This window comes from Micromonospora sp. NPDC047134 (assembly GCF_040643455.1).
In the GTDB taxonomy this organism is placed as follows: Bacteria; Actinomycetota; Actinomycetes; order Mycobacteriales; family Micromonosporaceae; genus Micromonospora.
The window spans coordinates 7,530-21,546 of record NZ_JBEYUI010000038.1 but is presented as its reverse complement, the minus strand read 5'-3'; the positions used below and the strand labels follow the sequence as shown (position 1 = coordinate 21,546).

The window sequence follows — 14,017 nt, the reverse complement described above, 5'->3', positions numbered from 1 at the left end:
GCGTACGCAGCGGATCTGGCCAACGATCTATGTCCGGCTTCGAGGCGACCCGATATGCGATACGCAGACAGGCGGTGATCGGGTTGGACACCGGGGAAGACGTGTTGCGCTCCGATCTGATCGACTTGACCGAAGTGGACCTGGCCACCCTGGAAGGCGTACCCAGTCAGGTCCTGCTGGCCGCGCTGCACCGCCTGCAACGCCGCAGTGCCGCCGCCGGTGACCAGTACGCAGGCTGGAACAGTGCGATCGATGGCGACGACTGACCAGCCGGGCGGCCCGGCCGCCGTGGGCGGGGGAGAACCTGCGGCCCACTGCACCATCGTGTCCTTCGTGTCGCCGACCAGCGGCAACTCCGGGCGCAGCAGCGCGGTGGCCAACATCGCCTGGATCCTGGCCTCCAACGGCAAGCGGGTCCTGGCGGTCGACTGGTGCACCAAGACCCCCCGGGTCTACGACTACCTGCGCTCCTTCCGGGTCGACGCCGTCGCCAGCGCCGGGGTGTACGGCGCGGAGCTGGCCACCCTGACCAGCCCGCATCCGGACGCCCCCGGGCACCGCCCCTCCGCGCTGAGCGGGCCGCCCGCCCCGGAGCAGGGGATGCTCTACCGGTACGCGATCCCCGGCACCAGCTTCGGGTTCGCCCTGGTCGGGGTGAGCATGGAGGTCGACGGCCTGCCCAAGGTCGACCCGGTCCGGGCCCGGTTGCTGCTGCGCCAGGCCGGCTACGACTACGTCCTGATCGACACCCCGGTGGATCTCACCATGCCAGGGGTCAGCTACGCCGCGATGCTCAGCGACGTCGCCGTGGTCTGCATTCCGCCCCGCCGTCCCGCCCTCCAGCAGGCCGCCGACCTGGCCGACCAGTTGCAACGGCAGGCCACCGGCGGCATCCGGATCCTCGCCGCACCCACCCTGCGGGACGTCAGCCAACCCTGGTACGGCGAGGCCCGCGACTCGGCCCGCAAGGCCTTCGCGAGGCTGCTGGACGAGGCCACCGGGGCACCGAACTCCGCCATCGAGATCGTGGAGGTGCCGGAACCGACCTACGACACCTACGACGACGTGCTGGCCGTGCTGGCCGACACCCCGGGCGAGCAGAGCAGCCTGCTGTCGGCGTACGAGCAGATGGCCTCCTGGATCAGCGGCGGCGCGGTGACCCGGGTGGCCGAGGTGCCCGAGCGGATCCGCCGCCGCTACCGGCGGGGGGTCCTGCTGGAACGCGCGGAGAGCGCGGACGAGATCCATGTGCTGTACGAGCCGGCGGAGCGGCCGTACGCCGACTGGATCGCCGGTCAGCTGCGGCGGGCCAACGTCCAGGTCCACCCGCACGCCCTGCGGGGCGGCGCCGCACCGGCGTACGAGGCGGACGCCACCGTACTGGCCCTGCTCTCCCCAGGCGTGGTCAAGGCCCTGGGTGCCGAGCTGACGGCCGGCCCGGACATCGAGGTGTTCGGGGTGCTGACCGACGGTCAGCCACCGAGCCACCTGGATGCCAGCCGGATCATCGACCTGCGCGAGGTGGACGCCGCCCGGGCCCAACCTCTGCTGCTGAGTCAGTTGGGCCTGATCGCGCCCATCCAGCCCACCGGCGACCTGCGCTCGGTCCCGCGCTACCCGGCCGAGACGGAACGCCGACTGCGTTCCAACCTGCCGACCCGCAACGCCTCCTTCGTCGGCCGCAGCGACTACCTGGAACGACTGCGTGACCAGCTCACCGACGCCGGTGGGCCGGTGACCCTGACCGGCGGGGCCGGGGTCGGCAAGAGTGAGATCGCCCGCGAGTTCGCCCACCGCTTCGCCTACGACTACGACGTGGTCTGGTGGATACCGGCCCAGGACCGGGAGACCGTGCAGGCGGCCCTGGGAGAGCTGGCCCAGGAGATCAACGTGGTGGACAGCGTCGGCGCGGCGGAGGCGGCCGTGGCCGCCCTGTCGGCACCCAGGGGCAGCATCGCCCGCTGGCTGCTGATCTACGACAACGCCGACGACGCCGAGGTGCTGTCCGGGCTGCTGCCCCGCCCCGGGGCCGGTCACATCCTGTTCACCTCCCGCGACGACGGCTCCTCGAACCTGCCCTCCCCGCTGGAGGTGGCCGCGTTCAGCGGCGACGAGAGCGTCACCATGCTGCGGCGGATGCTCGGCATCAGCGCCGCGGACGCCCGGACCATCGCCGCCGCGGTCGACCACCTGCCCCTGGCGCTGCGGCTGGCCACGGCCTGGATCCGGGAGCGCACCCGCACCCTGGAACTGGAGGGGGTGCCCAACCTGGTGGCGGTCAGCCGGTCGGTGGAGGAGCTGCTGTCCGGGGTCAGCCGCCCGGGTGTGGAGGAGCCGACCGAACGGATCCCGGGCTCGCGTACCTCCACGGTGGCGCGGGTGCTGGACAACACCCTGGCCACCCTGCGGGACACCGAGTTCGGTGGGTTGGCGATCCGGGTGGCCGAGATCGCCGCGTACCTCTCCCCGGAGGGGATCGGTCTGCCGCTGCTGCGTTCGACCTCGATGCTGGTGCAGTTGGCCGCGGCGGCCGAGGCCGACCCGGAGGAGATGCTGCTGGCCGCCGGGGAGATCGACCTGGTGCTGGCGGTGGGGGCCCGCTTCGCCCTGTTCGACATCGACTGGGGGCGGGGTGCCGCCCTGCGGATGCACCGGGCCATCCAGGTGCTGATCCGCGAGTCGATACCCGAGCCGCAGCGAGGTGAACGACACCGCCAGGTCCTGCACGGCCTGGCCGGGTACGCGCCGACCGACCCGGAGGCCGACGACCGCCGCTACCTGCCGATCTTCGAGGAGCTGCAACGTCACCTGGTGCCCTCCGGAGCGTTGACCGCCGACGGCCCCCGGGTGCGGCACTGGGTGGTCAAACAGGTCCGTTACCTGTACTACTTCGGCGACAGCGACGCCTGGCAGTCCGCGGTACGCCTGGCCCAGCAGGCCTGTGACCGGTGGGCGGCCGGCGGCGACTTCGACCAGCTCACCATGCGCCTGTTCGTGCAGACCGCGAATCTGCACCGGGTGCTGGGCCGGCCCCAGGAGGCGCTGCGCCTGGACGAGCAGGTGCTCAGCGAGCAGCGTCGCCGCTACGGACTGCGACACTTCCGGACCCTCATCGCCGGCCGGGGCCGGGGCGGCGACCTGCGGGGGCTGGGCCGGTTCGAGGACGCCCTGGTGGAGGACCAGGCCACCCTCAACGGCTACTTCGAGGTGCTCGGGGGTGACCACCCGAACACCCGGATGGCGATCAACAACCTGGCCATCTCCTTCTATCTGACCGGCGACGCCCGGGAGGCCCTGCGCCTGGCGCACCAACTGTTCGACCGGTGGATGACCCTGTTCGGCCCGGAGGAGCCGGCAACCTGGCGGGCCTCCTGCCTGGTCGGCACCCTGGAGCGGGAGGTCGGCGAGTACGAGCAGTCGCTGACCACCCTGCGCGGCACCCTGGAGCGGGTGCACGAGCTGCGGACCGCCTCCCAACTCGACGAACTCCAGGTCAATCGCAGTCTCGCGGTCACCGAGCGCCGTCTGAGGCTGACCCTGGCCGCCAAGAAGCGCAGCATCGAGACCTTCCGCGGCTACCGGGACCGCTTCGGGGAGGACCACCCCCTGACCCGGTCCAGCCTGCTCAGCATGGCCATCGACTACTACCGGGCCGGGGACCCCGGGGTCGCGGTCGAGCACGCCATGCGCTGCCTGCGCGGCTACGAGCGGACCCTGGAGACCGGGCACCCCTTCACCGCGGTCTGCTCGGTGGACCTGGGCATCTGCCACCGGGGCACCGGCGAGTACGACCACGCGATCCGCGACGGGGAGCGGGGGATGCGCACCCTGCGGGCCCGGCTCGGCGACGCCCACCCCTGGACCCTGACCGCCGCGACGGCCCAGGCCGGTCACCTGGCCGCCCACGGTGACCTGGCCGACGCCGTACGACTTCAGCAGGAGACCCACCTGACCAGTCTGCGGTTCCTGGGCCGCGGACACCCCTGCACCGGCGACGCCGCCGCCAACCTCGCCGCCATCGTCGCCCGACGCGACGGGATCGACGATCTCGGGGTGACCGTGTTGACCGACACCGACATCGACGTGCCGAGAAGCTGAGGAGTGACCAGGTGACCGACCCGCAGCTGATCGGTGCCGTGGTGGAGGAGTCCGGCGAGCAGGACGTCCCGGGTTTCCGCAAGAAGCGCAACCTGTGTCGCCAGCTGCTCCTGGACAATCCGTCGGTCTACCACCTCGCGCACTACACCGGGGGAGTGCTCGACTTCTCGCTGGACCTGCTGGCCCACGACTCGGCGCCGCCCGGTCGAGGGCACACCGACCTGACCCAGCGCCGGGAGGCGTACCGCCGGGTGGGCGCCCAGTTGGTCTACCGGGCCGCCGAGTTGAGCCGACGGGTCTGGCACCTGCAATGTGGCGGGCTGGTGCGGTTGGCCGCACAGACCCGGTTGGACTACGTCTTCTGCAACACCACGACCGGCGGAGAGCACGTGGTGGGCTTCGCCAGCACCGCACCGGCCGCCGGCCCGGTGGTCGACCCGGCCACGGCCAGCCAGGCCGACCAGGGGGCCGCCAGGCTCGCCACCGACCTGCGGGGGCTGGTACGACAGCCGTCACAGAATCCGGGCGGCTGGCAGACCGAGACCTATGTCCCGCCCTCGTCGGACGGCGACATCCGGCCCTACCTGACCGAGGTGGGTGACAGCGAGGCAGTCCTGCTGCAGGCCCTGCGCCCCTCCGGCCTGCACTATCTCAGTCATCACCGGCTGGGGGAGCAGGTCGGCGCGGTCGACATCCTGGGGCACCCGGATCTGGAACAGTACTTCAACCGGGGTGCCACCGTGGCCGACCGGCGCACCGGCTACAAGCGCCTGGCCCGGGACCTGTCCCTGCTGGCCCTACAGGTCAGCCGGGACCTCCGCCGGGCGATCACCGGGGAGGTGGAGCGGTTGGTGCTGGATCTGGAGATCGGGGCGGTCTACTACTACCTGCTGGCCCCGGACGAGTACCTCTTCGGGGTGTGCCTGGACCAGGACTGGGTCAGCCACGCCGACCAGGCCATGTGGCGGGTGGGCCGGCAACTCGCCCAGGGTCGGGCCTGATCCCGGGTCAGCCCTGGAGGACCTGTCGGCGTACCTGGCCGCTGAGCCCGTCGAACATCGACCGGGCCTCCGACCAGTTCAGCGACCGGTCCGTCGACTCGGCCGGGACCCCTCCCTCCGGCAGGGCCAGATCGTCCAGCAGGTCCAGTTGGAACAGCGGCAGGTACTCGGCGATCCCGTCGTAGGTCTCGCAGAGCCGGTCCAGACGTTGCAGGTCGGCCGGGTGGGGGGTCTGCCGGTGGTGGGTGTACCACTGCTCGACCCCCTCGCGGAACGCCTCGATCAGCCGGCGCAGCACCAGGGCCGTGCCCAGGGCCCGTTGGACGTCCCGCGACCGCAGGCCCGAGCGCAGCAGCGGGGCCGCCTCGCCGGACCGGCGAGCCTCCGGCCGGGAGGGGGTGAAGGCGTCCCGCAGGTGACGTTCGAAGCCGGCTAGCTGGTCCAGCGCCTGCACGGCCTCGACGAAGACCCGCGCCACCCGGCCCGGTAGGGCACTGGTCAGCCCGTTCTCGCCCGGGGGATTGGTGGCGGCCGGCTCGCGTCGCACCGGCCCTCGGGTATCCGGGCGCAGGTCTCCCCGGATCTCGTCCAGTTGGTACGACAGCCGTTCCAGTGACCGCTGCGCGTTGGTCTGCTGCCGCTGGATGCGTTCCACCCGCTGCCGTACGGAGGTCAGGGCGTCCGCCCCGAGGGTCTGTTCCAGCCGCCGCATGGAGGCCTTGACGCTGCCGGACAGATCCTCCGCGAAGGTCTGCGGATCGTGGACGATCGGCTCCGCACTGAAGGTCTCCGTGAGGTCCGCGGAGAACTCCGCCGGCAGATGCCCGACGACGACCAGGATCACCTCGCTGTCCGGCACGGCCGACCGGATGGCCACCACCCGACGGTTGAGCTCGTCGACCTCCTCGACCTTGAGCACCGACTCGGTCAGCAGGACGCAGCATCCGGCGCCCTGCTCGTCCAGGGGCACCCAGAAGTCCACCGGCAGGTCCCGCAGCGACCCGATCAGGTGGTCCCGCTGGTACGACCAGCCCTCCTGGGTGAGCACCCGCCGCACGTCGGCGGCGACATCCTGGCGGCTGGCCAGGTCGAACTGGACCCGTACGGCCTCCCGCACCATGCGATGGGTGACCGGGGTGCCCTCCTGCATGGCCCGCTGATACAGGTGGTAGCACAGTCGGATCAGTCGGCGGGGCACCCCGTCGGTCAGGTTGGTCAGGTATTCCGTGGTCTCCACCGTGAACGGCGACAGTCTCGCCTGACCGAAGGCCCGCAGTTGGCTCTGCCGGATGAAGTCCCGGACGTCCTGCGCGGTGAGCGCGGACATCCGCACGATCGGCCCGATCCGTTGGCGCACCTGCGGGGAGAGCAGGTGCAGCAGCTCCGGCAGCCCGGCGATCACCAGCAGGGCACCGGCCGAGGCGAAGACCCCGAGCATCCGGGCGAACCGGGCCATGGTCTCGTCCCCGGGCCGCCCCGCGGTGGACAGGATCTTGTCCAACTCGTCCAGCACCAGCACGAACCGTTCGTGGCGGCGGGCGTGCAGCAGGGCCAGCACCCCGATCGTCTCCACCGCGCCGGACTCCACATCCGACCGGGTGGTGACCCCGGCAGCGGTCAAGGCCGGCCCCGGGGGGTAACCCATCAGCCAGTCCCAGGCGGTGGCCTCCGTGGCCGGGTCGGCCAGCATCGCCAGCACCATGCCGACGGAGGGGTCGGTGGTGACCTCGGCCAACTCGGCACGCAACCGCTCGGCCAGCAGTCGGGTATCCGACCCGGCCGGCCGCTGCGCCGCCGCATCGGTCACCTCCGCCCGGTAGCCCTGCACCAGGGCGCGCACCGCCTCCCGGGACAGTCGGCCCAGGAACCGGCGGCTCAGCGACAGGAAGGTGTCCGCGGGTGCGTCCAGGTAGACGGCCTGACCCGCCCCGATGCTGCCGCGCCGGGCGTGGGCCAGCAGTTCGGCCGCCAGGTGGGTCTTGCCGGTGCCGTAGTCACCCACCACGGCGACCGTGCCGCCGTTGCCGGTACGCAGGTAGTTGTCCAGGTGGGCGAGGGCGTCCCGGATGGCCACCGTGACCACGGTGGTGGCGGCGAGCGCACCCGCGTCGGTGACTCGGGCCACCGCTGTCGGGGAGAACGGATTGACCGGGTCGACCGCCGGCGGATCTTCGATTGCGTCCATTGCCCTGATCCTCCGGTAGCTCTGGTCTGGGCACCAGGCAGTCTCACGGCGGAGGGTGAAATCCCCGTACCCCGCCACCGGGCCATCTTCAAATCGTAGCCCTCGGTAGCCATCCCAGCGGACCTCCAATCGAGCTCAGATTCGGCCTTACCTGCAAAAAGTGCTGCTCGGCGGGTATGCCGAAAGCTCTGGTGATCGACTTCGTCCCATACCATTGGCCCATGGGCCAGTCCGGTGGCCGGGATGCCGACCGTGGCGGCCCGACCCGGCCGGGGCCCGCCCCGACGGCCCTCCGGAGGAGGACACCGTTCGATGACCGACCCGGCCTCCGGCTTCGTCCGGCCGTCCGCCTGGTGGCTGCGGGTGGTGTTCGGCGTCATCGGAGCGGTCGCCCTGACGCTGGGCTGGATCGGCTTCGAGCGGCTGGGCAGGTGTCGTCCGGAAGCCATCCACGACTCCTACGACGTGCTCTACTACGCGCTGCAACTGTTCGTCCTCAGCGCCGAGCCCTTCGAGAACCCCGGCCCGTACCCGTGGCAGTTGCAGGTGGCCCGCTTCGTGGCCCCGCTGTTCACCCTGCTGGCCGTCGCCGAGGCGGCCCGCCTGCTGCTGGCCGCCGAGATCCGTCGGTGGCGGGCCCGGCGGGCCAGCGGGCATGTGCTGGTCTGCGGGGACTCCCAGTTCGCCCAGATGCTCGCCGACCGTCTCTTCGCCGACGGGGAGCGGGTGGTCGTGGTGCGTTCCGAGCCCTTCGGGCCTCTGGAGTACCGCCAACCCCGCTACCTGGGGGTCATCGGCGACCCCAGCAGCCCCGAGGTGCTGCGGGGGGCCGGTCTGCCCCGGGCCCACACCATCTACGCCTGCACCCATGACGACGACCTGAATCATGCGATCGCCAACGCCGCCAGCCGCCTGATCCAGGACCGGCGCAATCCTCCCAGGGTCTACGTCCAGGTCCACGATCCGGAGGTGTGCCTGTCGTTGCAGGCCCGGCGGCTGGGGGCTGCCGGTTCCAGCCGGCTGCGGCTGGACTACTTCCATGTCGACGACATCGCCGCCCGCGCGCTGCACCGACACCATCCCCTGCAACCCGCCCGGGGCCGGGCCACGACCGTACTGATCGTCGGTAACGGCAGCTTCCGCCGTGCCCTGCTGGTCGAGACCGCCCGGCACTGGCGGGCCCAGGACGCCGGAACCCGACTGCGGGTGGACCTGGTGGCCCCGGACGCCGGGGCCGAACTGGCCCTCGTGGCGGCCCGCTACCCCTTCCTGCGTACCGTTTGTGAGGTGTCCACCTACGACCTGGACATCGCCGAACTCACCGGGTTGGCGCAGTTCACCACGGGCGGATACGACCGCATCTACCTCTGCCTGCCCGGCGAGAACAACGGACTGCAGTTCGCCCTGGACACTCCCGCCCTGTGGCAGGGCACCCGAGGCAGTGTCTTCGTGCCGGTCTACCGGCAGGCCGCTCTGGCCGCCGCCTTCCACGGCGACTCCCGACACGACCTGCTCGACGAGGTGCACGGCAAGCTGTGTCTCTACCCGGTGCTGACCCACGCCTGCGAGGCCGGGCTGATCGCCGAGGATCTCACCGAACGGTTGGCCCGGCAGATCCACGAGCGGTACCTGCACGCCCGGCAACAGGCCGGGATGAGCTTCGGGGAGGCACCCGCAATGGTCGACTGGTCCGGGCTGCCCGAATCCCTGCGCCGGGCCAACCGCAGTCACGTCCAGGACATCGCCGCGAAACTGCTGAACCTGGGCTGCGTGGTCGCCCCCCGGCACGGAAACACCGGTGACGCCTCGGCCGCCGGGCAGGCCATCGCCGACGGCATCGAACAGTTGGCCCGGCTGGAACATGAACGATGGTGCCAGGAACGGCGGGCGGAAGGCTGGACGTACGGTGAGCCGCGTGACGAACTCCGACAGCGGCATCCCGAACTACGCCCCTGGGACGAGCTGAGCCCGGCCGTGCAGGAGCAGAACCGTGAGGAGATCCGGGCGCTGCCGGATGTGCTGTCCGACAGCGGCTTCGAGTTGATCCGGCTGACCAGCCCGGTGCCCGCCCCACGGCCGGGAGCGGTCGATGGGCCGTGAACCCTGCCCGCTGCGGGTCGGCATCACCGGCCACATCCACCTGACCCGGGGCAGTGTGGGGCCGATCGCCGCGGCCCTGCGGGCCGAACTGGGCCGGCTCAGCGACCACCCGGTGCGGGGTGTCACCTGCCTGGCCGACGGCACCGACCAGATCTTCGCCCGGGTGGTGCTGGCCACCGGCGGCACCTACGAGGTGATCCTGCCCGCCCTGGACTACCGCGACACGATCACCGCCGCCCACCGGGCCGACTTCGACGACCTGCTGGACCGGGCCAGCGACATCATCCACACCGGGCACCGCCACTCCGGCACGGCCGCCTACCTGGCCGCCAACGAGGAACTGCTGAGCCGGGTGCAATGGCTGATCGCGGTCTGGGACGGGTCGGCCGGCCGCCACGAGGCATCGACGGACCGGACCATCGACATGGCCCGGAAGCGGGGCATCCCCACCACGGTGCTCTGGCCCGAGCAGGCCCACCGCAGTTAGATCTCGGCCCCTCAGACCCCGTGGGCGAACAACGCCAGGCGTACCCGGTTGGGGCTGCCGGTCTTCGTCATCAGGCTGGTGATGTGGGTCTTGACGGTGGTGACACCGATGTGGAGCCGCTGGGCGATCTCCGTGTTGGACAGGCCCTCGGCTACCAGCCCCAGCACCTCCTGCTCCCGCGCGGTCAGCCCGTCCAGACGTTGCGGAGTACCGGTGCGGGCGTGCACCGCCCGCTGCACCAGTCGCCGCAGCACCTCCGGGCTGAAGGGGCTGTCCCCGGATGCCGCCCGCCGGATGCCGTTGAGCAGCTCGGTGGGGGGTGCGTCCTTGAGCAGGAACCCGCAGGCCCCGGCGGTCAGGGCCGGATACAGGTGGTCGTCGTCGCCGAAGGTGGTCAACACCAGCACCCGGGTGGCCGGCCGCTCGGCGAGGATGCGACCGGTGGCGGTGATCCCGTCCACCCCCGGCATCCGCAGATCCATCACCACCACCTCGGGCCGCAGCCGGGCGGCCAGGGACACCGCCTCCCGACCGTTGTCGGCCTCCCCGACCACCTCGAGGTCGGGGGTGGACTCACACAGCATCCGCAGACCGGCGCGGATCAGATGCTGATCGTCGACCAGCAGCACCCGGATCATGACACCCCTCCCGTGGCGGCGGGCAGCACGGTGCGTACCCGCCAGCCCCGGCCCGGCTGCTCGACCGGTCCGGCCGCCAACCGGCCGCCGAGCACCGCCACCCGTTCCCGCATCCCCGCTATGCCGTGGCCACCGCCGTCCGGCAGCCCGGCCGGCACCCGGCCCGGCCCGTCGTCGACCACCTCCCAGTGCACCGCCCCCTCGACCACCCGCACGGTCAACCGGGCCACCGCGGCGGCACCGGCATGCTTGGCCACATTGGTCAGCGCCTCCTGGGTCAACCGCAGCACCGCCAGACCCCGTACCGCGTCGATTGCACCGATCGCCGGGTCGATGTCGGCCTGCACGGTGATCCCGGCCTGGCGGGCCCGGTCCACGGCCGCCCCCAGGGCGGCCGGCAGCGCCGACGGCTCGATCGCGGTCAGCGCCGCGTCGCCGCGTACCGCCTCGGGGTCGCGCAGCACCGCGACCAGCCGGCGCAGGTCTGCCAGGGCCGCGGTGCCGGTGCCGTGCACGTCGTCGAAGACCGCGCCCACCCGGGGGTCCAGGTCGGTGAGGACATGCCGGGCCACCCCGACCCGCAGCACCATCGAGGCCACATGATGGGCCACCACGTCGTGCAGTTCCCGGGCGATGGCGCTGCGTTCGTCCGCGCGGGCGGCCCGGTCCTCCGACTCCCGGCGGCGCTGCTCCTCCGCCGCCCGCTGCTGGGCCTGGGTGGCCAACTCGCGGGTCGTCCGGACGACCAGGCCCAGCAGCAGCGGAACCCCGACCTCCAGCAGCAACCCGACCACTCCGGCGAAGAACCGGGGCAGGGGCTCGCCGATCGAGTCGGTCAGGGCCACCGCCGCCAGCCCGGTCACGGCCAGCCAGATCGTCCGGGTGGACCCGGCGCGCATGGTCAGTTCGAGCAACGCCCAACTGGCCCCCACCTGGTTGATCGTGATGTCGTCCAGGAGTCGGATCGCCACGGCCAGCAGGGCGGTCTGCGCCACCAGGTTGACCACGGGTCGGCGGTGCAACAATAGGCCCAAGGAGAAGGCGATCACCGCCAGGGTCCACTGGGTGGCCACCGGCCCGTCGCCACCGAGCGGAGTGAAGATCAGGTAGCCGAGGCCCGCGAGGTCGAGCAGGAGCATCCGCGCGAAGCTGTCCCGCGCGTCGAACAGGCGCCCCACCCACCCCACGGAGATCACCCTAGCCCTCCGGATCGGTACGCCCCGGGGGTCCACCTGCCCCGCAGAGCCAGGTACGCGCCCAGGCCGAGGGGGCCGAGGAGGATGGTCAACAGCAGCACCGGGGCCATCACCAGCGACGGCACCTGCCGCTTGCGACTGTCCAGCCAGGCCCACCGACCGACGAACAGATCGAACACGATCATGTGCGCCCAGCCCGCCGCCGCACCGTCCGGCTCACCCAGCAGGCCACGTACCCCCTGAAGGGTCGGGGAGGCCACCGCCGGCAGCACCTCGCCGAGGGCGGGCAGCACCAGCAGCGCGTAGATCACCACACCGGGGAGCACGATCCACGGCGAGGCGATGATCCGGGCGGTCACCGACCACTTCGGTGCCAGGATCATCAGCGCCCAGAAGGGCGCGGCCACCGCGAAGGTCAACGTGAACAGCACCTCGGTCATGTCTGCGCTCCTTCTTCCGGCCCCGCCCACCTGATGCTGCGCGCCCTCATGCCGCCAACGCCACCTCGGGTTTGCGGCCCCGGACCACCACCAGCGCGGCGGCGGTGACCGTACCGACCAGCAGGGCCGCCGCGACCCCCAGGGTCAGCAGGTCCGGCCGCAGCAGCGGCTGCCCCCGCAACGCCTGCCAGGTCAGCAGGAGGACGAGACCGCCGTACCCGGCACCCGCCACGATCAGCAGTCGGGCCCGGGTGTGCACGTTCAGACGGTCGGCACCGAACCGCCCCAGCAGGATCGCCAGGATCGGCAGCACCTGCATGGCGTGCAGCCCCACGAAATGGCCGATCCGCAGATCCCCACCGGTGCTGCTCCACCCCACCAGCGGCAACCCGGGCCCGCCGTCGGCCACCCCCACGCTGTGCGCCCCGGCGATCCCCTCGACGGTCGACGTCTCACCGGCCATCACCATCGGGGTCGCCACCACCATGCCGAGCAGCGCCAGCCCCATCCCCAACCCGATCGCGTACCGGCCGGCCCGGTCGGCGACCGGCTGCCGCAGCAGCACCACCGCGAGGACCAGGTGCGCCACGGCCAACACCATGATCGCTGCACCCATCAGCATCCACAGCAGGGCGTTCAACGGGGTGCTCACGTTGTAGTGGCTGGTCGTGCCCCGCAACATCTGGCCGACGATGATGGCCATCTCCACCACCCCCAGCGCCACGATGAGGGTGGCGGTCCACTCCGCCACCCGGCTGCGTCGGCGCAGCAGGGAGAGCAGCCAGGCCAGGGTCACCCCGTACAACACGAAGGACACCGCGAACTTCAACGGCTTGAGCCAGATCGGCACACCGGTCAGGATCCGACCGTCGACGACGACGCCGACGGCGGAGACGACGGCGAGACCCGCCATCGCCCAGGTGAAAACCATCAGTGGACGGTGCCAGGTAGCCCCCTGGCGCGGATAGGTAGCAGTCATACCCCGATGTTGTTCGGCGTGCTGCCGCCGCGCGCCCGACCGCAGGCCCCGACCGCGACCACAGGTACGGGTTCCGCCTCCTACCCCGGTAGGAGGAGAGGTCGGTCAGCACCACGGGATCTGGTCGGGCAGGCGGATGCGGTCGGCGGGCACCCCGGCGGCGAGCAGCCGCAGCCGGGAACCGGCGAGCATCGCGGGCGGCCCACAGACGTACACCCACTGGTCGGGGCGGAGATGATCCAGCGCGACCGTGAGGGCGTCACCCTGCTCACCGGGCTCGGCGCGCGGATCGTGGGAGAGGGCGGGCACGATCCGCAGCCAGGGATGGGCCTGGGTCAGCCTGTCCAGGGCGATCGCGTCGTACAGGTCGACGAAGGTCCGGGCCCCGACGACCAGGGTGACCTCCGGTTGAGCTGCTGCGGCGGCGATCTGCTCGACCAGGGCACGCAGCGGCGCCAGCCCGGTGCCACCGGCCAGCAGCAGCGGAGTCGGGGACCCCGGCAGGGCCAGGCCGGTGGGGGTGGGTGGGCCGAGCCGCAGCAGGTCGCCGGGGCGTACCTGATGGGCCAGCCGGTGTGAGACGTCGCCGCCGGGCACGGCACGGACATGCAGCTCGACGGTGCCGTCGGCGCGCGGGGCGTTGGCCGGGCAGTACCAGCGCCACCGCCCCGGATGCTGCGGCATGTTAACCGGCACCGCGTCGCCGGGCCGGAACGGCAGCCGCCGCCAGGGGCGTACGGTCAGGGTGGTGATGGTGTCCCCGGCCCGGTCCCGGCCGAGGACCTCGACCGGCCAGGAGGCCGGCCCGTCACCCACCCGGGTCGCAGCGCGCTCGACCAACCGCCAGGCCCGCCGCCAGATCGCGGCCCCGGGCGGCATCGAGGGTACGGCGG

General features: G+C 71.9%; 11 protein-coding genes. 5 read left to right on the top strand and 6 right to left on the bottom strand.

Annotated features, from left to right (window positions below; all coding sequences use genetic code 11):
* The first annotated feature begins 74 nt into the window (after nt 1-74).
* From fxsA to ABZ795_RS27360, 3 genes are read left to right on the top strand one after another with little or no spacing between them, the layout of a single operon-like run.
* The gene (gene fxsA / locus ABZ795_RS27370; RefSeq protein WP_327025789.1) at nt 75-266 is read left to right on the top strand and encodes an FxSxx-COOH cyclophane-containing RiPP peptide; all 192 of its coding nucleotides are present in this window, start codon (nt 75-77) and stop codon (nt 264-266) included.
* Nucleotides 253-4,098, top strand: a complete 3,846-nt coding sequence (gene fxsT / locus ABZ795_RS27365) for an FxSxx-COOH system tetratricopeptide repeat protein (RefSeq protein WP_357532436.1) — start codon at nt 253-255, stop codon at nt 4,096-4,098. The genes fxsA and fxsT overlap by 14 nt, the downstream gene beginning before the upstream one ends.
* Nucleotides 4,099-4,109: 11 nt before the next feature.
* The gene (locus ABZ795_RS27360; protein ID WP_357532435.1) at nt 4,110-5,099 is read left to right on the top strand and encodes a hypothetical protein; all 990 of its coding nucleotides are present in this window, start codon (nt 4,110-4,112) and stop codon (nt 5,097-5,099) included.
* Nucleotides 5,100-5,106: 7 nt separating this feature from the next.
* Here ABZ795_RS27360 and ABZ795_RS27355 read toward each other — a convergent pair whose 3' ends face one another.
* The gene (locus ABZ795_RS27355) at nt 5,107-7,284 is read right to left on the bottom strand and encodes an AAA family ATPase (RefSeq protein ID WP_357532434.1); all 2,178 of its coding nucleotides are present in this window, start codon (nt 7,282-7,284) and stop codon (nt 5,107-5,109) included.
* Nucleotides 7,285-7,596: 312 nt separating this feature from the next.
* Between ABZ795_RS27355 and ABZ795_RS27350 the strand changes: the two genes are divergently transcribed.
* Both ABZ795_RS27350 and ABZ795_RS27345 read left to right on the top strand, forming a co-directional pair.
* Entirely contained in the window at nt 7,597-9,384 is a 1,788-nt protein-coding gene (locus ABZ795_RS27350) for a RyR domain-containing protein (protein ID WP_357532433.1), read from the top strand.
* Nucleotides 9,374-9,871 (top strand): hypothetical protein, encoded by a 498-nt coding sequence (locus ABZ795_RS27345; RefSeq protein ID WP_357532432.1) that lies wholly within the window; start codon nt 9,374-9,376, stop codon nt 9,869-9,871. The genes ABZ795_RS27350 and ABZ795_RS27345 overlap by 11 nt, the downstream gene beginning before the upstream one ends.
* An 11-nt stretch (nt 9,872-9,882) precedes the next feature.
* Here the strand turns inward: ABZ795_RS27345 and ABZ795_RS27340 are convergent, their stop codons facing one another.
* The 5 genes from ABZ795_RS27340 to ABZ795_RS27320 form a co-directional block, all read right to left on the bottom strand.
* The gene (locus tag ABZ795_RS27340) at nt 9,883-10,509 is read right to left on the bottom strand and encodes a response regulator transcription factor (RefSeq protein ID WP_357532431.1); all 627 of its coding nucleotides are present in this window, start codon (nt 10,507-10,509) and stop codon (nt 9,883-9,885) included.
* Entirely contained in the window at nt 10,506-11,705 is a 1,200-nt protein-coding gene (locus ABZ795_RS27335; RefSeq protein WP_357532430.1) for a histidine kinase, read from the bottom strand. The genes ABZ795_RS27340 and ABZ795_RS27335 overlap by 4 nt, the downstream gene beginning before the upstream one ends.
* Complete coding sequence (locus ABZ795_RS27330; RefSeq protein ID WP_357532429.1) at nt 11,702-12,145, bottom strand: ABA4-like family protein; 444 nt, start codon at nt 12,143-12,145, stop codon at nt 11,702-11,704. The genes ABZ795_RS27335 and ABZ795_RS27330 overlap by 4 nt, the downstream gene beginning before the upstream one ends.
* 46 nt (nt 12,146-12,191) lie before the next feature.
* Nucleotides 12,192-13,076: a hypothetical protein gene (locus tag ABZ795_RS27325; protein ID WP_357532428.1), complete on the bottom strand. Its 885-nt coding sequence runs from the start codon at nt 13,074-13,076 to the stop codon at nt 12,192-12,194.
* Between the two features lie 153 nt (nt 13,077-13,229).
* Nucleotides 13,230-14,017 (bottom strand): FAD-binding oxidoreductase (locus ABZ795_RS27320; RefSeq protein ID WP_357532427.1); only part of this gene is annotated, 788 nt, incomplete at its 5' end.